Origin of the sequence: Nitrosomonas sp. (genome assembly GCF_019752415.1) — a bacterium.
Classification (GTDB): domain Bacteria; phylum Pseudomonadota; class Gammaproteobacteria; order Burkholderiales; family Nitrosomonadaceae; genus Nitrosomonas.
In genome coordinates this window covers 1-23,064 of sequence record NZ_JAIEME010000056.1, presented here as the reverse complement: position 1 = coordinate 23,064, position 23,064 = coordinate 1, and the positions used below count along the sequence as shown (strand labels likewise).

14 protein-coding genes and 2 pseudogenes are annotated in these 23,064 nt (G+C 47.9%); 10 read left to right on the top strand and 6 right to left on the bottom strand.

The features are described 5' to 3' along the window. Together K2P83_RS09695 and K2P83_RS09690 are read right to left on the bottom strand one after the other, a co-directional pair. A pseudogene (locus K2P83_RS09695) lies at positions 1–711 on the bottom strand (biopolymer transporter Tol); the annotation flags it as partial. 83 nt (positions 712–794) lie between these two features. Then, on the bottom strand, positions 795–3,980 hold the full coding sequence (locus K2P83_RS09690; protein WP_292928667.1) for a hypothetical protein: 3,186 nt from the start codon (positions 3,978–3,980) through the stop codon (positions 795–797). Between the two features lie 273 nt (positions 3,981–4,253). On the opposite strand from K2P83_RS09690, the gene K2P83_RS09685 reads away from it, so the two are divergent. The 3 genes from K2P83_RS09685 to K2P83_RS09675 all read left to right on the top strand — a co-directional run bounded on the left by K2P83_RS09685 (position 4,254) and on the right by K2P83_RS09675 (position 9,642). Beyond that, complete coding sequence (locus K2P83_RS09685) at positions 4,254–7,673, top strand: M20/M25/M40 family metallo-hydrolase (RefSeq protein ID WP_292928665.1); 3,420 nt, start codon at positions 4,254–4,256, stop codon at positions 7,671–7,673. Between the two features lie 325 nt (positions 7,674–7,998). Further along, positions 7,999–8,958 carry a hypothetical protein gene (locus tag K2P83_RS09680; RefSeq protein WP_292928663.1) on the top strand — a complete coding sequence of 320 codons (960 nt, stop codon included), beginning with the start codon at positions 7,999–8,001 and terminating at the stop codon, positions 8,956–8,958. A gap of 483 nt (positions 8,959–9,441) precedes the next feature. After that, on the top strand, positions 9,442–9,642 hold the full coding sequence (locus K2P83_RS09675) for a hypothetical protein (protein WP_292928662.1): 201 nt from the start codon (positions 9,442–9,444) through the stop codon (positions 9,640–9,642). A gap of 118 nt (positions 9,643–9,760) precedes the next feature. On the opposite strand, the gene K2P83_RS09670 is transcribed toward K2P83_RS09675, so the two are convergent. Genes K2P83_RS09670 through K2P83_RS09660 form a run of 3 tightly spaced genes read right to left on the bottom strand, consistent with a single transcriptional unit; the run spans position 9,761 to position 15,958 of the window. Next, on the bottom strand, positions 9,761–11,401 hold the full coding sequence (locus K2P83_RS09670) for an efflux transporter outer membrane subunit (protein WP_292928661.1): 1,641 nt from the start codon (positions 11,399–11,401) through the stop codon (positions 9,761–9,763). Between the two features lie 56 nt (positions 11,402–11,457). Then, the gene (locus K2P83_RS09665) at positions 11,458–12,684 is read right to left on the bottom strand and encodes an efflux RND transporter periplasmic adaptor subunit (protein WP_292928660.1); all 1,227 of its coding nucleotides are present in this window, start codon (positions 12,682–12,684) and stop codon (positions 11,458–11,460) included. Between the two features lie 25 nt (positions 12,685–12,709). Beyond that, positions 12,710–15,958, bottom strand: coding sequence for an efflux RND transporter permease subunit (locus K2P83_RS09660; RefSeq protein WP_090321457.1), 3,249 nt, complete (start codon positions 15,956–15,958; stop codon positions 12,710–12,712). A 356-nt stretch (positions 15,959–16,314) separates the two neighbouring features. Here K2P83_RS09660 and K2P83_RS09655 point away from each other — a divergent pair. The 7 genes and pseudogenes from K2P83_RS09655 to K2P83_RS09625 form a co-directional block, all read left to right on the top strand. Further along, positions 16,315–16,560 (top strand): annotated as a pseudogene (locus K2P83_RS09655) (transposase); the annotation flags it as partial. A gap of 23 nt (positions 16,561–16,583) precedes the next feature. Continuing rightward, positions 16,584–16,964, top strand: coding sequence for a PDZ domain-containing protein (locus K2P83_RS09650; protein ID WP_292928659.1), 381 nt, complete (start codon positions 16,584–16,586; stop codon positions 16,962–16,964). A gap of 651 nt (positions 16,965–17,615) precedes the next feature. Beyond that, entirely contained in the window at positions 17,616–17,831 is a 216-nt protein-coding gene (locus K2P83_RS09645; RefSeq protein WP_292928658.1) for a hypothetical protein, read from the top strand. After that, on the top strand, positions 17,828–18,037 hold the full coding sequence (locus K2P83_RS09640) for a hypothetical protein (RefSeq protein ID WP_292928656.1): 210 nt from the start codon (positions 17,828–17,830) through the stop codon (positions 18,035–18,037). Before K2P83_RS09645 ends, K2P83_RS09640 begins: the two co-directional genes overlap by 4 nt. A gap of 98 nt (positions 18,038–18,135) precedes the next feature. Next, positions 18,136–18,867, top strand: a complete 732-nt coding sequence (locus tag K2P83_RS09635) for a hypothetical protein (RefSeq protein ID WP_292928654.1) — start codon at positions 18,136–18,138, stop codon at positions 18,865–18,867. Positions 18,868–18,907: 40 nt separating this feature from the next. Continuing rightward, a complete protein-coding gene (locus K2P83_RS09630) occupies positions 18,908–19,261 on the top strand; it encodes a hypothetical protein (RefSeq protein WP_292928652.1) in 354 nt (117 codons plus the stop codon). 355 nt (positions 19,262–19,616) lie between these two features. Next, positions 19,617–21,842 carry a hypothetical protein gene (locus K2P83_RS09625; RefSeq protein WP_292928650.1) on the top strand — a complete coding sequence of 742 codons (2,226 nt, stop codon included), beginning with the start codon at positions 19,617–19,619 and terminating at the stop codon, positions 21,840–21,842. Between the two features lie 91 nt (positions 21,843–21,933). Here the strand turns inward: K2P83_RS09625 and K2P83_RS09620 are convergent. Continuing rightward, the coding region (locus K2P83_RS09620) for a hypothetical protein (RefSeq protein WP_292928648.1) at positions 21,934–23,064 on the bottom strand (1,131 nt) is incomplete at its 5' end.

The window sequence follows — 23,064 nt, the reverse complement described above, 5'->3', positions numbered from 1 at the left end:
GCGGCCATTGTCGGAAAAACGTCGCCACACGATGCGTTTACCGTCGGGGCTGAAGAACGGGCCGCCGTCGTAGCTCTTGGTGTGCGTCAAGCGCTTCACGTTGGAACCGTCGGCATCCATGATGTAGATATCGATCATCGATGCCGGATTGGCTTTAAAAAGCGCTTGTTCTGCTTCGGACAATTCACCGCTGTAAGCACGGCGGTTGGAAGCAAAAGCGATCAATTTGCCGTCCGGCGACCATGACGCCTCAGCATCGTAACCCAGGGTGTTAGTTATATTCCGTATGTTTTTGCCATCGAAACCGGTTTCGTAAATATCGTAATACTCATCGTAATCCCACGCATACGACTTCTGTTCGCCCGCATTACGGCGTTCGATCTCGGCTGCCATTTTAGCCTTGGCTTCCTTGTCATCATGCGTTGAGGAAAATAATACCTTTTCCTGCGCCGGATGCACCCACGCGCACGTGGTTTTGCCGGTACCCGGCGACACCTGCGTCACCGCACCGGATTCGATATTCTTCAGGAAAATTTGATAGAACGGATTATCGTCCGCAACCTCCGCCTGATAAATCATCCATTTGGAATCCGCCCGGTAATACGCCTCCCCGGCGCGTTTTTCTTTGACGGAGAGTTGGTGTTCTCCGGTGATGAAATCACCGTTAACAGCATATCCGGTACTAGCAGCGAAATATACGAATAACAACATTGATTGCAATAATCTCGTTACTAGATTACTAAAACAAACTTTCATCGTCGTTCCCAATCTAAAAAATTACCTGAAAATTAAATCTAAAGATTAAACAAATACTCCAGAATTTGCACACCACTCATACCACCAAAGGGGATTAGCAGTGCCGTTAATGCTGCTTGATGCCCCAAACTTGCATAAACACCTTGATTTTCTTGCCGTATCAAAGAAATCAATCGATCAATATGGATTGTATTATTATTTGATTGAATTTTTTTTGTTTCGTATTGATCTATTAAATCCATACGGAATCTCTCAGCCGCTATACGTAAACGATAAGTTACCATTACTACATAAACAACCGATACAATAAGAATAAAAATTAGTGACCATGGCATTCCAAACTGATCAAATATTTTACTTCGCCCTATTAAAATAAAAAAAACCATACCAAGCGGCAAATAAATTAACCGACTAATACATTTGGCATGATCAACGATTAATTGAAATTGCAAGTATCGATGCAACAAGTGATGAGGAACACCAGTACGAATTTCTGCTAGTTGTAAAGCTTCGTTGCTCCATAGCTGATTCTGAGAATCATCTTGTTTTTCTATGCGTATCTCCTCAATCATTTTTTTACAAGCGATTGTTTCAAAAGCAGCCCAGAAGATTAACACAAAAAGGCAAAACATCTGGATCACAAAAAGCCATGTGTGCAAGGAATTCACAATTGCCCCACGATAGGGAAAATTGAGTGCTTCTTCAAACATATCAGTCTTCCCAGCTAAAACAAAATAAGACAATATGGTAAAGCAAAGCGAAACTATACCAATCCCCCACCACATTTTTTTTTGATTAGTATCACTAAAATAACTCACCCAAAACTCTACACGCATAGCATTAACAAGATTCTTACTATTCTGCTTATTACATTCTTGCAACCAATTAATAAATGTGACAAAGAGTAAGATTATGATAATTAATCCAAAATAGCGAATAAATAGATTAGGCCAAACACTCACACCTTCCAGCCAGTACATCGGTTCTGAAATATCCGCATCTTGGTAAGCTTCAATAATGATAAAAGGTAGTACAATAAAACCCAATACAGTGGTAATGGAAATTACTATAACCCCTTTATTAGATGACAATACGGGTGATAACCCCATCCACTTCAACAATACAAAGTAATATATCAAGGTAATAACAATCGCAATTAATATCAGTTGGAGAATTTTATCCGCTATTATCGTCGTTCTCTCTCGCTCCCAAGAATGTTTTGACTCTATTGATGAATGCTTATAGTTCCTCCAGATTCTATCGGAATCGATCAACTCTTTTTCGCGATCATCGTATTGGTCAAGCAGTTCTTTAACGCACCTTCTTTCTGCACTCTGCTGTTCAACTCTTCTTGTATCGAGATTCATACATTCAACCCAATCTTTAAGATAGTTAACCGAAAGCGAGTCAAGATGGATTGCACGAGTTTTTCCAATTTCGAAGATTTGAGGATTAGACACTTTTGGGCGACCAGAAAGATCAAGAAATTCTTTTTTGATCGCGCGTTGTTTACATTTCTTATCTTCTTTACACACCGCTGACCATGTCGCATAGTACAACGCAGTCTGGAAATTATCTCGAAAAGGCATGCTATTTCCCTGTAGCTCATGATCAAGCTTAAAATCAAAATTGGAAGCAACAACCAGATTCCTAGTCCATTTCTGCTGATCCTTGTGGAGATAACGTGCGTCCAAATCAGTAGTAAATAAAATTTTGTTCGTAAATTTTTCGCGTAAGGCTTGCAGGATAATCAATTTGTCGTATACATCCGAACCTAGTACACCAATTGCTTTAACGCCGTTTTTTGCAAAACCAGAATCATTATCAAGTGCAGCAATGGATTCAGTCAGCCGACGCAAGTAGTCATATTGATTTCGTCCGTCGGCATGATCGGGAGGCGCATCGTCCCACTGTATTATTGGATTTCTATTATTAGAACTGACTTCAGTATTCTTTGTAATCGAGTACGAGTCGGATGAAAGCTTTCCGTCAATACCACGGAAATATGAAAAGCTGGTTATCAGATTGTCATTTTTAACTGTGATTTCTTCATCTTTGTATATATTCTCGGGCTTTTTATTACCACAATGTTTCCAAAAATCATTATTTCTCATTTGACTAACTAGAGAACGCGAATAAAAGGTATCAAGCTCCGTTATGAGCACAATTCCATCGTTGCAATCTGGCTTGTTGCTATTTGTTACAAAATCAGTAATTGTTGTCGTTTTATTGATCCCTCTTTGATAAAGTTCCCAAAAAATTGCCGTTGCCAACTTATCATCAGTTCCGATGAACCGATATATCCTACTTTGGGCTAAAACCTTCTTGAATGCCTCTTCCTTGTCGCCTTCGATACAGTACCATTTCTTTTCATTCTCGCTAATATTGCCAACTTGGCAGTCTTGATACATTAGCCTATCAACAATATTTACACCCGGAACAGTAGCGTTATAAATGTATGTCTCAAAAAGACTTCCTTGAGCAAACAGGTTTGTTCTTGTTGTGCTTTGTTGAGGTTCTTGAATGTTTGGGTTGCGTAGGAGCTCAATAAATAAATCAGTATTACTAGGTCCGATTAATTTGAAAGGAATCGATGTCTCATCAACATTTTTCGTCGGTTTCCAGATACGATCTAATTGCATCGCTAAACATTGAATAAATACTGCATATTCCAGCTCGTTTAGCTTGATCATGTGTTCATTAAGCCAAAGCACTAAAACACTAGAATTTAAATCTTCAGTAGAAAACCATTCGTATGGTATTTCCATAGGATTTTTCAGACTGCACGAATACTCTGGCTTAAACCGAAACACTTGGATGTTATTCGATTGCTCAGGATAATATTGTTCCGTATCGAGTGCGGAAACAACCGCGAAACGCGCCCTCCGCCGTACTTCTGCCATTTCTGAGTATGAACTACCAGGAATACTAATTGCAGCGACAATTACTTTCTTTTTATTACGAGCATATAGCTCTTGCGACAGATCGTCAGCCAAAAGAGATGATGTTTCACTTTCTCTCTCTCCAAATTTATACTTGTCCAGGGGATCTTGCCATAAACGAATTTCTGTAAAACTACTACTTTTCCAATCATTGGCGACATCTGTATTCTCTGGACGAGAGCTACTTAACGGAAGCAATATTTGACCAGACGCTGTTAAAACGAGTAAAACCAGAGCAACAACGTTAATCGGCAAATTGCTAAGTAAATTGTGCTGATTCAAGCGAATTACTCCTTCTGATAACGATAACCTATTTGATATAAATCATTACAAGTTAAAATATTTTCTAATCAAATGAAGTTTAATTTTGATCCTGTATGTTACATAATTTAAAAATAAGTTGATAGAATTTAAGTACTTTAACTCAATCTTTTATCAAGGATATCCTTTATATACCCAAGGACTGAGAATAAGCATTCAATTTATTATAGTTGCTGCGTCGGTATATTTCGGTGAGAAAAATCACATAACTAAACCACTCTATAAAGACTCTCAATGATCAATCGCATGAACTTAGCATTTCCAGCAAAGGTTTCTCTTGCATATGTTTTGATTTGGTTCTTAGCTATTTTTAGCTTGCTTCCTCATGAAAGTACATTTGCCAACAACACCACAACCTTCCATCACACCATGCAGATCCAATTGTCACCGGATACTTCTAAAATCCGTGTCAAAGATCAAATCCGGATTCCGAATTGGGCACGGAGTGCAAAAGAACCCGTACAACTCGAATTCTTTTTGCATGCTGGTTTATCGGTAACGGATGTTCAGGGGGCTGCAATTCAGGCGGAAGAAAACGAAGTTGCTTTAAAATCCCGGCCGATTTCGATCCGGCATTACACGGTGACTGTACCGCCCGGACAGGATGCCTTCACGCTGCAATACGGCGGCCAGATCCATCACGCGGTGCAAGGACCGGGGCAGGAGTATTCGCGCAGTTTCGGTTCCACGCCGGGGGTGATTTCGCCGGAAGGTGTGTTTCTGGCCAGCGCCAGCGCGTGGTATCCGCAGTTTGGTGATGCGCTGGTGTCGTTTCAGTTAGACATTCAAACGCCCCCCGATTGGGATGTGGTCAGTCAAGGGACTTTGCTGCGCGAGAACAAAACCAACGCGGCACAAAACGTGGCTTGGGAGGAAAAACAACCGCAGGACGATATTTATCTGATCGCCGCGAAATTCCAGCGCTACACGCAATCCGCTGGCGCGGTCAACGCGATGGTGTATTTACGCAGCGCCGATCAACCGCTGGCGCAGAAATATCTCGACGCCACGGCGCAGTACATTGCAATGTACAACAAACTGATCGGCCCCTATCCTTATACGAAGTTCGCATTGGTGGAAAATTTCTGGGAAAGCGGCTACGGCATGCCATCGTTCACGCTGCTCGGCTCCAAAGTAATCCGCCTGCCGTTCATTTTGCACTCGTCGTATCCGCACGAAATTCTGCACAACTACTGGGGCAACGGCGTGTTCGTCGATTACGCCAAAGGCAATTGGGCGGAAGGCTTGACCGCTTACCTCGCTGATCATTTGGTCAATGAGCAGCGCGGCAAAGGCGAGGAGTACCGCCGCGATGTGCTGCAAAAATACGCCGATTTCGTCGGCAAGGAGAAGGATTTTCCGATTATCCGTTTCGTGTCGCGCCACAGCGCCAGCTCGGAGGCCGTCGGTTACGGCAAAACCATGATGTTCTTCCACATGCTGCGGCAGGAACTCGGTGACGACGCGTTCACCAAAGCGCTACGGCGCTTTTACCAGCAATTCAAATTCCAGCAAGCGACGTTTGCCGACCTGCTCGCCACGTTCAACGCCAGCACCGGTCAGGATCTGACGCAGCGGTTCGAACAATGGGTGCACCGCACCGGCGCGCCGGATCTGGTGCTGCGCAGCGCGGAAACCGAGCGCACGGCGGATGGATTCAAGCTCACGCTCACCGTCGAGCAAACCCAGCCAGGCGAACCGTACCGCTTAAAGGTACCGGTTTCCATCACGCTGGAAGGCGAGGACATGGCGGTGGAATCGCATATTGTCGTCGAGCAAGCCAAACAAACGGTCGAGATGACATTCGCCAACCGCCCGGTGCGCATCGACCTCGATCCGCATTTCGACGTGTTCCGACGCTTGGATAGCCGCGAGATTCCCTCGGCGCTGTCGCAAGGTTTCGGCGCGGAAAAACCGCTGCTGATCCTGCCCGCGCGCGAACAAAAAGCCGTGCTGGAAGCCTACCGCGCATTGGCGGCCAACTGGCAGAAAACCCAATCGAGCCCATTGGAAATCGTCACCGATGATCAATTGAAAACGTTACCGGAAGACCGCACCGTGTGGATTCTGGGCTGGCAAAACCGGTTTGCCGATGCAGTGCCGGAAACCCTGGCGGATCGTGGTGTTGCCGTTCAATCTCAGCAATTGCAACTGGAACATAAACGCTATCCGCAAGCCGGTCACGCCGTGGTATTGACCACCCGGCAACCCGCCAATCCGGACAAAACGCTGCTATGGGTCGCCGCCGACACCCCCAAAGCCATTGCCGAACTCGCGAACAAATTGCCGCATTACCGCAAGTACAGTTACCTGGTGTTCAAGGGCGATGAATTGACCAACATCGGCAAAGGCCAATGGCCGATTCTGCAATCGCCACTGACGCAGTGGATCAAACAGCAAGACGGCCACACGATTCACGCCACGCACACCGGCATCACCAAGCCGCGCCGCGCGCTGGCGGAACTGCCGCCGGTATTTTCCGAAAGCCGCATGATGACGGATATCACCCACCTGTCGCACGAATCGTACAAAGGGCGCGAACTCGGCACGCCGGAGCTGGACGATGCGGCTACGTATATCGCCAAACAGTTTCAACAAATCGGCCTGCTGCCCGGTGGTGACGACAACAGCTATTTCCAAACCTGGCAGCAGGACGTCGGTCTGCCAAAAGGCAACATCACGCTGCGTAATGTCGTCGGTATCCTGCCCGGCACCAATCCGCAACTCGCCGGGCAAAGCCTGGTGATCGGCGCGCATTACGACCATCTCGGCACCGGCTGGCCCGACGTACGCGCCGCGCATCAAGGCAAAATTCATCACGGTGCAGACGACAACGCCAGCGGCATCGCCGTGATGCTGGAACTCGCGCGGCAGATCATGCCGAAATGGCAGCCGGAACGCACCGTCATTTTCACCGCATTCACCGGCGAAGAAGCCAATCTGCTCGGCTCCAAGCATTATGTCCGCAGCAACGATCAATTCCCGGTTCGAAAAGTCATCGCGATGCTGAATCTGGACACCGTCGGGCGGCTGGAAAACAACCCGGTCACCGTGTTCGGCACCGGCACCGCGCGCGAGCTGGTACACATCTTCCGCGGCGCGAGCTTCGTCACCGGCATTCCGGTCAACGCCGTGCAAGACGACTTCGGCTCCAGCGACCAGGCTGCGTTCATTCAGGCTGGCGTGCCCGCGATCCAACTGTTCGCCAGCGCGCACGAGGACTACCACGCCCCCGGCGACACCGCCGACAAAATCGACACCGCCGGGTTGGTCAAAGTCGCCGCGATCCTGAAAGAAGCCACCGAATACCTCGCCAACCGCATCGAACCGCTGACGGTCACGCTATCGGCAGCCCCCGCTCCCGCCGAATCCGCCGCACCGAAGGAAAAACGCAAAACCAGCCTCGGCACCGTCCCGGATTTCTCGTATCAAGGCGAAGGCGTGCGCATCGACAACACCCTCCCCGGCTCCCCGGCGCAACAAGCCGGACTGCAACAAGGCGACATTCTGATTCAACTGGCCGGGCAGCCGGTTAGCGATTTGGCGTCGTATGCGGCGATTCTGCGCACGCTGAAGGCGGGGGAGAAAGTGGAATTGCGATATCGGAGGGATGATGCGGTTAAGGTTGCTGAGGTGGTGTTGGTGGAGCGGTAGCAACAGATCGTTTCGATTATCAGAGCTGCAACTGGGCCGCCGGATGAAGCTTGGCAGTAAAAATAATAGAGTGTTACCCTATGAAAAATTGGCTTCTCCGTGTGAAAATGATCATGCTTGCAATTTTTCTCACGGATTGAATCAAGCAAATTCTTAATTGATCGTATGGGTCGCATTTGCTTATATGAACAGTCTTATTCTATTTACCAATTGATATTAGAAACAGGATGACAGATATCATCCACAGTGATTACACGACATTTTCGACAAGATTATTGGACAAAATGCCTTATATATTACGTTAGCCCATTAAGAAGTTGAGATAGTGGAAAGTTTAAAAAAGAACATCATTACCCCCGTCCCATTGGGCCTGATACCAAGCCAAAGAAGCTACTGGGCCACACATTTTTTTAGTATTTTGCAATGCCTAGATCAGCATAAAAATTTAGAGTTCTCCCCGCGCCGCCTGGATTTATATCCAACTTATTCGTTGGCCGTGTTACGTGGTTGCTTGCCATCAAATTTCTTCGGTCAAATCGAACGCTACATTGAGAATTGGGGTGTTCAATATTTTCTCGCGAATTTTTTTAATCAAAAACTTGGAGGAAATGTTGTTGAAGAGCTTATTTCACGAATTGAGCGAGCCTACGGCGTTAGTTTCAATAATAGCCTTGAGCACTTCTCATTCCATGTATCAGGGAACGATTCAAGTCTATCTTCAAAGCTTAGCGAAGAGTTTTCCGAGGTATTTCCAAGTAATTTGAACGACCAATACCCTGCCGTTGATACCCTGATAGCGCAGTCAGATCTTTGCCTAATTCTATCAAATTCACAAGATATCAAAGTTGGCTTATTTGGAGAAATTGAGGGGTTATACGGCAATAAGCTGCGGACTGAAAGCTATTGGGGCAAAAAGCAAAATTTCTGCATATTCGGCATTGGTGTCGTAGATGGAATTCGTAAGGTTGTATATTTTGAGGAGGGGGTTTTTAATGGAATATACAGAGTCAATCTCTTTTTTGAGAGAACAAATTTCGTCGTGAGTGATTTTAAAAATGCGCTTGGCGCGTTTAGAACCTTATTTCTTGAGGGACCTGGCGCAAGTTTTTATTCACGAGATGAAGAATTTGATTTTTTCATTAATAAGATAAAGCTTAAATGGAATTCAAACGTGTATGAGCTGATGAATGAATTGAAATTGTATATTTCCTCTGAGGATGTGGTCGGCTTAAATGGGGGAGTATTAGAAATAGTTACAGACTTGCAATCTGCCCCAAAGGGCTAACAATTCGTTCAAGCCGACGCCTATCGGCGCGGCTTATAACTCAAACGTTAAATGTTCAACCATGCTGGCGGAAAGAAACGAATGAACGATATCTTAGAAGCTGCATTATCAACTCTCTCTATCCAAGAGCAAAGATAGGGCCGTAGGATGGGCTAAGGCACGAAGCCCATCTTTCGAGTTACAAATCATATCTAACCACTTCCATATCAATAGGATGGCACTGTCACCAACAAACAAAAAGGGGTTAAATCTTGCTTTTCTCATACAAGCAAACTGTTCGAGCGAACGTGGGCGTTGCGACATCGAGCGGCATTTCCCGCGTAGCCTGGTTAATTTACTCAATGTATTCAACCACAGGGTTGATCATTGCACTTGTTTCATAAATGATGGTGAAATACCAATCTCCGTGTTTGAACAAGCGGGCGATGGCTGTAATATTCTTCATGTAATTTATTATCAGCAATTATTAATGGAAGTTAAGCAATGAAGATAACACCAAAAGTGAAACTCTCCAAAGAAAGCCAAGTAATCCTGGATTCCCTGCAAAAAGCCGTAACGCAGGCACTTGAAAGGAAACGCCGCTTGGGTCAGTACGCTGTCGTCTGGCGGAACGGTGGGCCAGTGATGATTGGCGAGGATGCGCCGAAGGTATCAGAAAATCCTGTCAATCGACCGACCAAGTAACCATCCAAGTAGCGCAACCGTGAAAAGCAACCGGTACCCATGTACTCGTCAGAACCGGCTTGCTTGCAGCGCCATTACCTAACCTAGTTCAAAGGAAACAACTCCAAAGCTTCTGCGCTTAAGGCGATTTACGTACTTTTATGTACGAGGACTCAATTGAGGGTTTTATTAAGTTATTATTTTTGTTGTTTCTATCGACAGGATTCGCATCGACGTCAATCTCTCCGGCTGGTGCTGGCTTATCAAGATCAGTATATTGCAATACGCCAAAGGGTTGAATTTCGTTGTCGGCGGGTAATTGATCGCGATTCCAGCCTCCTCCAAGCGCACGAATAAGCGCCACCGATGCTTTCAGTAGATCAGTCTTGATCTGTACAGAATCGATACTTGCCGTCAGCGTACCGAGTTGGGAATAAATGAGTTCAAGACTGGATGCCAAAGCGCCCTTATACAGTTCCATGGTAAGGTTTTGTGTTTTACGTGCAGCTTCGACGGCGGCATCCTGCCGCTCGGCAGCAATAGTTATCCAATGAGTCTGGGTCAGGTTATTCTCAACTTCGCGAAAGGCGTTCAGTACGGTCGAGCGATATAAATTTTCTGTCTCGCGATAGACCGACCATGATTGTTGTAACTGCGCCCGACGGTACCCACCCTGGAAAAGTGGAATGGAAAAAGAAGAACCATAAGCCCAGAAACTGTTAGCCAAGCTAAGTAGATTGAGTCCGGAATCCTCAAGCCCTCCCCCAAGCCGGAAGGATACGTTTGGAAAAAAAGCGGCGCGTGCAATTCCAATGGTGCGGTTAGCTTGTGCCATCCGGCGCTCCATAGCGGCAATATCGGGCCGGCGTTCTAGTAAAGTAGATGGAACTGTCTGTGGAAGGCTAAAATTCGCGGCAAGGAGGTTATCTACCGGTTCGAGTTTAAAACTAGCTGGGGCAAGATTAAGGAGAATTGCAATAGCCTGTTCCATCACTTTGCGCTCACCATGCATCAGAGCCAATTTTGACTCGGTAGCGTACAACAGAGACTCAGCACGCGCTACATCGAGAGCAGAAGCGATCTTGCCTTCGAACTGAGTCTCTACAACAGTTAATGAATAGTTATAAAGGTCGATCGACTGTTTGTAAATCGCGATTTGTGCATCCAGTCCACGCAGTGTGAAATAATTCGATGCAATTTCCGCCTGCAGAATAAGGCGCGCCAGTCCATAATCGGCCGCGCGTTCCTCAGCACGATAGATTTTGGCTTGTGCGGCATTCCGGAGTTTCGACCAGAAATCCGGTTCCCAAGATGCGATCCCATCCATCAGAACTTGAGTATCGCTATCAGGTTCTCCGGGAGCACGGAAGAGGGTATGATCGGATTGTCTGTTATTGTTGCCACCAAACCCAAAGCCCATCTGAGGGAAATATCGAGATCGTGCCTTCATCATTGCATAACGTGCTTGAATAAACCTTTCGGCTGCAGCATGCAAGTCTGGATTGGCTGTCATCGCCTGTTCTACGAGACTGTCAAGAATTGGATCGTCATATAGCTTCCACCAATCGGGTCGGAGTACATCATCCGACGGATTAGCCTTAACGAAAGAACTCGTGCCCTCCCAAGAATCCGGAACAACGAATTGAGGTTCTTGATATTTGGGTGAAAGATCAAATGCAGGAAAAGGAAGAGAACTGCAAGCCGCCAGACTGACTGCTAGAAATAAAAAACCACCCAATCTTACGCCGAAACGATAGAGTCTTGAAAATATGGATTCCATTTTTACGCCGCCAGTCAATTATAGTCAAATGATTGAAATGATCGTTATGGTGCATGCTATCCGTCTAACGCTTGTTTTGGGCTCGGATCCGGCATTTTTGGATGTGAGGCTGATTTCGACTTCTCACGTGATTCCACTGGTTCATTGATCATGTCATATCCCGGTCTGGGCGTTACAATTTTCACCAGGTCGCCTTCAAGCAGGGCAGCGCTGGGATTGTTTATCAGTCGGTCCTCTGTCGTGACGCCCCCGCTTACTTCAACAGTAGCGTCGAGGAACCTGGTTACCGTGATTGGCTTGAAGCGAACACGGTCATTTTCATCTACATAGGCAACTCGAACTCCCATTTCATCAAATACCATCGAGCTGGATGGAATCGAGAGATGATTATGCGCAACCTCTACAGTCAGATTGACTGATGCATAGGAGCCAGGCCACAGATCCCGCTCTTCATTTTCAATTACGAATTGGGTGACCACCGTGCGTGTGCTCTCATTGAAGCCGCGCGCAGTAGTTAAAAATTCGGCAGTGAAATGCCGGTTGGAAAATTGCGGCACCGTTAAATCGGCTTTCAAGCCATCATGCATAACAGCACCGTATGCCTCAGGTACATTGACAAACAAACGCAACCGGCTAATGTCCGCGACAGTAAAAAGATTGCGCACTTCACCTTCCGGTGTACTGATAGTGCCTTCCTTATTGATGAAGTCTCCCACATTAATGCTACGGTTAATGACTACACCGTCATACGGCGCAACAATTGTTTTGAACTGAATTAATGCTTCATAGTTACTGACTCTTTGTTTGGCGGCATTGACCTTTGCCTGTTGGGCTTTTGCTTCGGCAACCTTTACCGAAATCGCTTGCTCGGATACCGCCTGGTTTTTTCGCAAGGCGATATATCGCTCCGCAGTGAGTTTAGCAAGATTATTAAGGGCTATTTCCGACTCCAGATCCGCCTTGCTTTGCCGGTATTTGGCATCAAGAGCCGGCGCATAGATTTCGGCAAGGACATCCCCTTTTTTCACGATCGCTCCCCAATCCTTGTGCCACATCTTCACATAACCGGATACCTGGGCATAGATCGGCGCCTGGAACCAAGCCTGAATAGTACCCGGAAGCTTGATGGTTTCTGTGGAAGGCAGTGGCTTGGCATAAACGATAGCTACCGTCGGAGTGTCATTTTCAATCGCTTTTTCTTCTAAAGCGGCCATGTTTCCTCTGGACTCAATGACCCGATAACCCATGTAGGCGACACCAAGAACGATCACCAAAATCATCATGCTTTTTTGCTTTGATTTCTCCATATCATGAGTCTCCTTGTTGAAGGGCGTCTTGCTGCTCATTTTTAGAAACACTTCGCTTGCGGCTGTAATAGATGACGGCGTACACACAGGGAACAAAAAACAGGGTATACACAGTTGCGAACGTCAAGCCGCCTATAACCGCACGACCCAGCGGCGCATTGGTGGATCCTCCCATAGCCATCGGAAGCATGCCCATAATCATGGCCGCTGCAGTCATCAGTACAGGACGAATACGCGCTTTACCTGACTCAATCGCGGCTAACAACGGATCGCCATGAATTTGGATGCGCTCCCGCGCATAGGACACGACCAGTATGGAATTCGCCGTGGCCGTTCCCATCGCCATGATGGCGCCTGTCAGAGCCGGTACGGAAATGTTCGTCTGGGTCAGGAACAGAGCCCAGGCAATGCCTGCTAACGCACCCGGCAATGCTGTAATGATGATGAAAGGATCCAACCATGATTGAAAATTGATGACAAGCAGGAGATAGATCAGCACGACAGCCGCTATGAGGCCGATAATCAGTTCGCCATAGGTAGTCACCATATTCGCGGCTTGACCGGCGATTTGAACTTCGGAACCACGAGGGACTAAATCGTCCATCTCATCAACAATCTTCTTGACATCATCCAGCACACCGCCAAGCCCACGCCCTTCAGCAGATACATAGACCTCGATCAACGGCATGATACCCCTGTGGGTAACCAGACCTGGTGTTCCTACTGGTGATAGTTTCGTTAGATTGCCCAGGAGTTGATAGTCTTGATCCAGGCCATCATCCCCTATCTTCTTGACAGGAATCGTGTTCAAGTCATTTACACTTGCGACCTGAGGTTGAGGGTTATATATATTGATCTGATAGGAAACCCCGGTTTTCAGATCCAGCCAGTATTTCTGATCGATCTGCTGGGTTCCATTAGTGGTTATCAACATATTCAGAGCAATGTCCGTTTCACTCTTGTTAACACCGAGTCCAAATGTTCTTTGGCCTTCGACAAACATGGTTGGCGTGCGCATGGTTTGCTGGATGACTACGTCGGAGGAACCAGGAATTTTGCGTAGCTTAGCTTGCAGTTGGCGCGCATATTCGTAGTTTCCGTATATGTCCATCCCGTTAATCTGAACAGTAATTGGAGAAGGAGAACCAAAATTCAAAATTTTCGCTATCAGATCGGCTGGCTGAAATGTGAATTCACTTCCTGGATAGCGCTCTTTCAAACCTTTATGAAGAATTTCACGGAGATCCCACACTGCCGATTTTTCGTTGAACAGGGTAATTGTGAGATCGCAATCCTGCGTTCCGATGGTGGGCGTCGGAATAAACGCTAGGTTATGCGGTCCGACAGGTATGCCGCAATTACTGACGATATCTTCGACCTGCCCGGGAAGCAATTCTTTGATATCGTTAGAAACAAGCGTGGCAATGCGGTTTGTGGATTCCATCCGTGTACCGAGGGGTGCCCGCATGTGCATCTGGATGGTTCCCGATCTGACTTCAGGAAAGAAATCACGTCCATTGAAGTAGAACAAAATAAGAGAGATAAGCGCGAAAGCCAGCATGATCGTTGCAAGTCGACGGCGATTTTCAATTGTGTATTCGAGCAATCCGCTATACCAAACACAGAACTGAAGAAAGCGAGCCTCGAATCCCTTCTGAAAACGGGAGAAAATTCCCATATGATGCTTTAATCTCTGCTGAAAACCGGCAAACCTCCCCGCTGGCTTTTCATCGCTCTGGTGCGATTCCTTTTCGTGTTCCTCTGCATGAGGATGCTTAATCAGATATTTCGCCATGGTCGGTACAAGCGTACGCGACAGAATGAAGGACGCCAGCATAGCAAATATCACCGCCAGCGCCATTGGTTTGAACAGAAAGCCCGATACGCCAGAAAGCGTGAACAGCGGCAACCAGACAATGCATATGCATAATGTAGCAAGCAGCGTCGGAATGACGATTTGATTTGCTGCATCAATGATTGCTTCATCGAGTCCTTTACCCATCTCCAGGTGGGTATCGATGTTCTCTATCATCACTGTCGCGTCATCGACAAGAATCCCTACCGCTAGCGCCAATCCTCCCAACGTCATGACGTTCATCGACTCATTCAGCACTTGCAGGAAGATAAGGGAGGTTAAAATACACAACGGAATTGAAGTCGTAACGACTACCATGGGACGCCATGAGCCCAACATGAGCATGACAATCAAGCCGACAAGCAGACCAGCGATCGCCATCTCATGTGTTACCTCCTCAATGGATTCCCTCACGAAGAGCGATGCATCGGTAATGATTTTGACATCCACATGAGACGGCACGATCTCCTTGATACGCGGAAGCGCTGCCCTGATGCCGTTGACTACGTCCAGGGTCGATGCCTCACCACTTTTCATGACGACAATAATGACAGCCTGTTTACCATCCACCATTACGGAGTTTGTTTGCGGGGGACCTGCAAGCTGAACATCGGCGACGTCACGCAAGAAAACGAAGGAATTACCTTCTCTTTTAATCGGAATCTCATTGAATTCCTCGATATTGGGCGGCATCGCGTTTGTTTGAACCATCCAGTCTGTCTGACCGATCTTCATGTCACCCGCAGGCAACACGATATTCTGTCGATCGAAGGCCGCATGGATATCCGTTGGCGACACATTACGAGCCAACATTTTGTCTTTATCGAGGGACACCAAAAGCTGTTTGGGTTTTCCACCGTAAGGATGCGGAAGAATCGCCCCTGGGATCACTACAAGCAAGGGTCTGATTTGCGTATAAGCAAGATTATAGAGCTCTGCCGGCGTCATCTCATCTGAGGTAACCTGCAGACTGGCAACCGCTACCGAAGATGCTTCCAGACGCATGATCATCGGCGGCGAAATATCCGGTGGCAGCGCGTTGACAATGGTCTGGCTTATCGCTGTGACTTCCGCTTCAGCACCAGGGAGGTTAGTATGGGGCTGAAGAAAAATATTTGTGATGCTGATGCCATAGTACGCTTGACTGACGATATCCGAGATACCTTCCACCGTCGAGGTCAGCATACGCTCGAAGTAAAAAGTGATACGACCGGACACATCCAGCGGCAACATGCCAGCGTAAGCCCAAACTACAGAAATTACAGGAATTTTGATAGCGGGAAAAACATCGGTCGGTGCATGCCGTATCGCTCTGATTCCAAATATAACGATCAGAATTGAAAGAACTACAAAGGTATATGGTCTTCGTAAAGCGATCAGTACAATTTGATTCATACTATGCTCCCATACTTCTTCGGTAAAAAAATCGCTTTATCCACAAATACTGCGCGTAAGAAGGAGATTTAATCCATTTGCAAACCTCTTTGCCTTTGTGAAGGTTTAGCGCGTTATTAATTTTCAAAAAATGGATATTCCCTAAAAAACCTCGGAAGCTTTCAATCACCAGTCTATGTAGTTGCGCTGATTAAGACGAGGTGTCATGTTTTTTATCTTTCATGACGGATTTATTATTTCATCTGTAAAATTAGATGTATATACGAGTGTAACCTTATGGCTTAACCCAGTATTGAAGTTGTCCCCTTGAATCGTCCCGGGTTTCCGGAGATAAAATGATTCGAAAGGAGGAGAAGATGAAGGATCAAATCAGTTATTCACCGGAAGTACGGGAACGAGCGGTTAGATTGGTATTTGAACAGCAGAAAGAGTATGGATCGCAATGGCCGGCGATCAAATCGATTGCATCGAAGATTGGCTGCACAGCGGAGACGGATCGGGGAATTCGAGGCGGCATGTCGACATCGGATTACGAACGGCTCAAGCAACTGGAACGGGAAAATCGTGAGCTCAAACGAGCGAATGAGATATTGCGGAAGGCACCAGCTGGCTCGGCACCGCTGGATTGGTCAAAGTCACCGCGATCCTGAAAGAAGCCACCGAATACCTCGCCAATCGCATCGAACCGCTGACGGTCACGCTGTCGTCAGCCCCCATCGACTCGGCCACACCGAAGGAAAAACGCAAAACCAGCCTCGGCACCGTCTCGGATTTCTCCTACCAAGGCGAAGGGGTGCGCATCGACAACACCCTGCCCGGCTCCCCGGCACAACAAGCAGGACTGCAACCAGGCGACATTCTGATTCAACTGGCTGGACAACCGGTTAGCGACTTGGCGTCGTATGCGGCGATTTTGCGCACGTTGAGGGCAAGGGAGAAAGTGGAATTGCAGTTTAGAAGGGATGATGAGATTAAAGTGGTTGAGGTGGTTTTGGTGGAGCGGTAGCAGCTTAACTGCTGATTCTGGATCACTTCGATTGCTGGAGCTGTAAACAAGCCACAGGGAAAGCTTGGCATCAAAAATAATAGAGTGCTAACCTATGAAATATTGGTTTGTCATGCTTAATTGATCACATGTGTCATATTGGCTTCTATGAAATGCCTTATTCTATTCATCAATTGATATTCGAAATAAGATTACAGAGAATATCACTGTAATTACAAGATATTATCAGCAGGATTATTGGATAAAATGTCTTATATATTACGTTAGAGTGCGTAAAGGGAAACAACCTAGCTATGCGTCAAATAACCGGTCAATTAACCCCGGAACTCGCGGCGATCGTCGGCAACCAAAAAATAGCGAATGCGCCTGCGCTGCCAGTAACATCTTTTCGTGAGCTAATGGAGCACGTAGCTAAGCTCTCGTATATCAACAAGGACTACCTATTGTTCTTTAGAGGCCAAGCATCTGATCATAAGAACAAGGCTCACGCATCAAGCTTCTACCCATCAATTTACAGGACCGTAGGATGGGCTAAGGCACGAAGCCCATCTTTCGAGTTACAGATCATACTAACTACTTCCATTTCAATAGGATGACACTATTGTCAACAAACAAAAAAGGAGTAAGTCTTGTTTTTTTCATACAAGCAAGTTGTTCGCGCGGACATGGGCGTTGCGCGACATCGAGCGGCGTTTCCCACGCAGTCTGGCTAATTTTCTCAATATATTCAGTTACAAAGTTGATCGTTGCACTTGTTTCATGAATGATGGTGAAAGTCCCATTTTAGTGTTTGAACAAAAAGGCAGCTGTCGTGATATTCTTCATGAAGGTTATTATCAACAGTTATTAGCAAGCATCGCCAAATGAAAATTACACTGGAAACAACGCCTTCCAAAGAAGATCAAGAAATCCTGGATGCGCTGCAAAAAGCCGTAACGCAGGCACTTGAAAGGAAACGCCGCTTGGGTCAGTATGCCGTGGTCTGGCGAGACGGTAAGCCGGTGATGATCGGTGAGGATGCGCCGAAGGTATCGGAAAACCCTGCCGGTTACGAGACTGACAAAAGCTTTTAAATCAAAACACCCTGCCGTAAGCTCTCATTAAAAATATAACGGTCTGATATTACATTCTGTTTTATTCAATTTATATTAGAAACAGTAGGAAGATATTCTTGGCAGAATTATTGGACAAAATGTCTTATATATCGTTAGAACCTCCGAAAATGTATCGAGATCGCCTCATAGAAATTGTGGATTTTGCATATCTCCGCCTTCGCGAAAAGATCAATGGCGGTCGCATTTGCATTGAAAACGAAGCATCCCTACAGCTTCAACTTGCATCGATTCTGAAATCTACGGGAGAACTATACGAGTGCAGCAAAAATGAGTTGTTCTCAATTGAATTGGAAAAGCCCGTTCTCTTGTCCGATGGCTGCTTCGAGAAAAGCGGCACGACTAAAGCTAAGATTGATGTATGGGTTTCGTTTGAAAATCTGGAAACAAAAACCAAGAATAGCTGCGCCATAGAGTTGAAATTTTTCAAGTACGTAAACCATCGAGAACCGAACAATCGGTATGATGTTTTCTCGGATATTCAGAATCTTGAGGCATACGGTAGTTTCGCTGACCTCGGCTTCTTGATCGTTGCAACTGATCACCACCACTACGTAAATCAAGACAGCTACTCGGATGAAACGGCTGACTTCGATTTCAGACATGGCAAGAGCTACGAGGCAGGAACCGTGTTGACATACAAAACCAGCAGACCATACGGCGATCCTATTACGTTAAGCAATTCCTATTCTTTCGCTTGGGACGAATGCACCAATGGAGTTCATTTCCTAAAACTGCCGGTACTTCCACACCAAGGCTTTAACACTTACCCTACAATAGGTGCTGCGTGATAAAGCCACACGGCGCCCCTCAGCTCCACATTAGTGCAACATGAAACAAAGCATTGTTACCATCCTCTTGCTGCTGGCTGCCTTGCCGGTTGCTGCCTGGCAGTATCAATCGCTTTCCGGCCAATACCGCATCTCGGGTCAAACAGTGATTGATCCACCGCCATCCGAGGCTCGGGACACACACTTACACCTTGAGTTGTCCGGCGCTGCCGCGCGAGATTTATACAATGCCATGAAAGTTGAACCCCAACCAGACGAGTGTGCCGGGAATGGGGCCTTGATAAAGACCGTAGGAGAAATGCAATGCCTTCGCTCTCAGGATGGAAAAGAGTTTCAGTGCTCGTTCGCAATCGACATTACAAATCAAAAAATTACGGGAGCCAGTGTGTGCTGATGGTTTCCCGTTCGCCCCTCACTCCGCAGTCAACCGGATGTCCCAACCGCGACATTGTTGGGATTCCTTCCGCGTCATGCAATCCGGCACTGGTTACTTAAATGTTTCTTAACATTGCGAATAATCTAAGCTCAAAATATTGAGCTACATCAAAGCACTATTAGATCAACTTGATAAAATTTTTTAAGCCGTAGTGCGAAACGTCTCATTCGCGCGGTTAATTCTGTTATGCTGATTTTGCTGCGATCGGCGAATCCGGCCAGCAGTGCTTAAATCTGTCATTTGTTCCAAATTCTGTTTCTCTACAGGCTGTTAATCAATAGTCTGTTCACATCATTCTGATAAGGAGAACATCATGGCCATAAAAGACAATCCCCGGTTCTACGAGCTTATTGTCGTCACTGAGCTGGTTGACGTTACAAGCGATACCAAACCCCCTGAAGTTTTTGTGTATGCATTCTCGTCCGATGGAAGCATACTTACCTCTGCGCCAGTTAAAGATGGCAGCAAAGCGGCGTTGCGCATTCCTGTATCCGCCAGTAAAGAACGGTTGCGCATCCTGGTTGGTCCGGCATCCGATGAGAAAAACGCTGGGTACGATGATTTGATGCGCCGCGGTGCACAGCAGCAGTTTCTGCTGGCCGATCCGAAAAATCCGGTCAAGGAATTGCGGTTCCGCGTGTTCCCGGATATTTGGCATTGCTGGTTTTTCCGCGCGTGTTTCGTGCGCGGAAAGCTGATGAAACGGATTACCGTTGGCGGCACGGTGGTCGAATATCCGGTGTGCAATGCAACGGTCGAGGTCTTTGAGGTCGATCCGCTGCATATCCTGATTCCGAAGCTGCCGGACGCCATTATCGACCGGCTGCGCGATGTGATCGTGCGTCCTCGCCCATGGCCATCGGTCGTCGATCTGCCGCGAGTCCCCGAACCGTTTCCGTGGCCCGGCCCGGGACCCGATCCGGCACCATTCGAGCGGCGCATGATGATGGCGGCTTCGGGCGCCATACAGGAAGCCGCTACGCCGGAAGACACCGCGGATGCGTTCGATGAAATCGCGAACGCGACGGAATTGAAATATATCGCCAAAGCCGGCAGCCGGTTGCAATTCCAGCAAGCGTTGATCGACCATGCGTTCATTATCCGTCCGTTGCTCTGCCGTTTCTTCCCGTTGCTGGTAACCAAACAGAAAGTCGCGACCACGACCACCGATGCCTGTGGAAAATTTCAAACGGTGTTTTTCCGCAGCTGCAACGATACCGACATTCCCGATCTTTATTTCAAAGCGCGCCAACGTTTGTTCGGTTTCCTGGATGTGACGATTTATGAACCCAAACCGGTTTCGTGCCACACGCATTGGGATTACGTCTGCGGCACCGAGGTCACGTTGTACACCAAGCATCCGCTGGCGCAAATCTGCTCACCTTGCCCGCCGGTGATCGGCCCCGCTAATTGGGTCGCGTTTCTGGCCATCGGTGCGCATGCATTAAGCCATATCTACGGAACCGCGCCGTCGCTGCAAGGCAGCACTGACGACGACAATCGCGGTTTGACCGATAGCGGCGCGCCGTGGGGCGGTTTGCTGCGGCCGCGCCTGGAGTTTTCCAATGCATTGGAAGCGCTCGGCGTGAAGTATTACCGGGTTTCCTGGCGTAAAGGCGATAGCGGCGATTTCGCACCGCTGAGCAGCGCGGTTTATCACTATTACCGCCACGATGTGAATACGCCAACCGGACCGATGCCCGCGTGGACTCCATATCTGCTCGGTCCTAAGAACGCCGACGACGGCGCCGGTCACATGGTGCCCGATCTGTTCGAGATTCCCTACCCGTCGGTCGCGCCCGAAGGGGTTTGGGATGCGCCGCCGCATATCAGCGAGATCGTCGAGCATTTTAGTAATGCGAAATTCCCAACGCAGGAATTGGCGGCGGGCATGACGTATGACGGTAATGGCGATACCGTTGGAGCGGATAACAGCGGCAAGTATCAACTTAAGTTGGATTTGTTCAATGCCAACGGTCAGCCGGTCAACATCGCGGCATCAGGCATTCAGTATGTCGTGCCGGATGTGCCCGATCTTACCGGCACAATTTATACCACCGCTGCCGCGCCGCTCGGTTTGGTGGTTGGCAGTAGCATGATTGTGACGCTGCACGTCGACAATAATCACTGCTTTGCCGGTATCGACGCTCCAACCATCGGGGCCTTGGCAGCCGATCCGTGCTGCGGCGTGCTGAATTATGCGGCTAAAGACTCTGTCACGATGACATGGCAAGCCAAACATCCGCATGGATTCGCGCGCTATCACTTCGGTGTGGTTCGCGGGGCCAATAGCGTGCTGCAACTCCCTACTCCCGGCGGCTGGGACCCCGTTGGCGGCGGCTCGTTCTCAACCACTCATGCGGTATCGAATCTGCTGAACGACAACCTGCCTGCGGGTTGCGCGATCGATGGCTGCCCGGTCGCTGGCTTCAGCGAAAATCTGTACGTGGATGCCACGGCAACGGACGGCTGGACCAGCGAACTTGGTTACGATGCCAGCGCGGTTCGCGCGTTTGTATTGTCGAGAGCGGCAGTTTAAGAGGAATTGAAATGCTGGGGCTGTAGCAGATTCGCCGAGTTTGTTAGCAAATTTACTACAGCTCCCAAATTTTTCAGGTTCTTGGAAGTAATTAATCCCGGATTTTCAACCGGAATCGCGGTGCCTGTTTCTTCTCCGAAGATGACAGCCGGTTGAGTCCCAACACGGTGATGCGGTGCGCGCTGTTGAAACTGGGCGCGCCGTCCTGGTCGCGCAGAATGGACGATACTTTGTATTCCAGGTAGCCTGCTCGCGGATCAAAGCGGATGTCGTGAATCCAGATGCCTGCCCGCTGTACCCGCTGATGTTCGCATTCGTTGACAAGTTCCCAGCCGGTCAGCATCGGGATGGCATAGTCGTAAGGCAGCTCATTGATACGAACCGTTTGGGTGCGTACCACGCCATCGGCACTTTTGCGGCAGGTGTCCGTTTTTCCGGTACGGGGATTCAGCGCCAGGAAATCTCCGTGCAGTTTGACGCTGCGGCCACGGATCTGGGCGGCGCGGGTTTTGATGCGGTGCGTGTGCGTGTTGTTATCCTTGAAAATGGTCTGCGTCACCCAGTGCGGGGTACCGCCGAGACTGGGTGCTGCACTGGCTTGCGACAAATTGTAAGCCACTTGCAACAGGCGATAATCCACGCGATCTCCCCATTGGCACGGCCACAGACGCCATTCGCATTCAAAGGTATCGGTATATTGGAAATCAAATCCGCGCGGAATAATTGCAACCGCATCGTATTTTCTTAACATGCCTTTGTGGCCGGTATTTTCCAATGTGGCCACCGCACCTTGATTCTCGGCCTGCACTGTCGAAGATTCAATACCGTTGTGATCTTCTTCTATGGTGGCGTCAATTGCTGTGGAATGGTAACCCAATGCGGTATAAAACACGCAAAATTCAAAAGCGTCTTTGCGATTCTGATCTTCCAGCGTACCTTTTGCCTCGAATACCAGAACCGTGGAACCGGTGTTTTTAACCAGCTTGCTGTGTGTAATATCGGCCCGCATCGAGTTGACTTCGCGATCCTGGTTCAGATAGCGCAAATCCCAGCCATTTAATACGACCGTGCCGCTATCGACGTAATCCGGCATTTCAATCCATTGCAGCAGGGTGACCGGTTCCGCCCCGTTATCACGCTGCATGCATTTTTTCCCTTCCAGCAGAATGAATTTGCCCTGATCTTCAAATACCGTTTTTGCGTCGGACTTGAGCGACAGTTG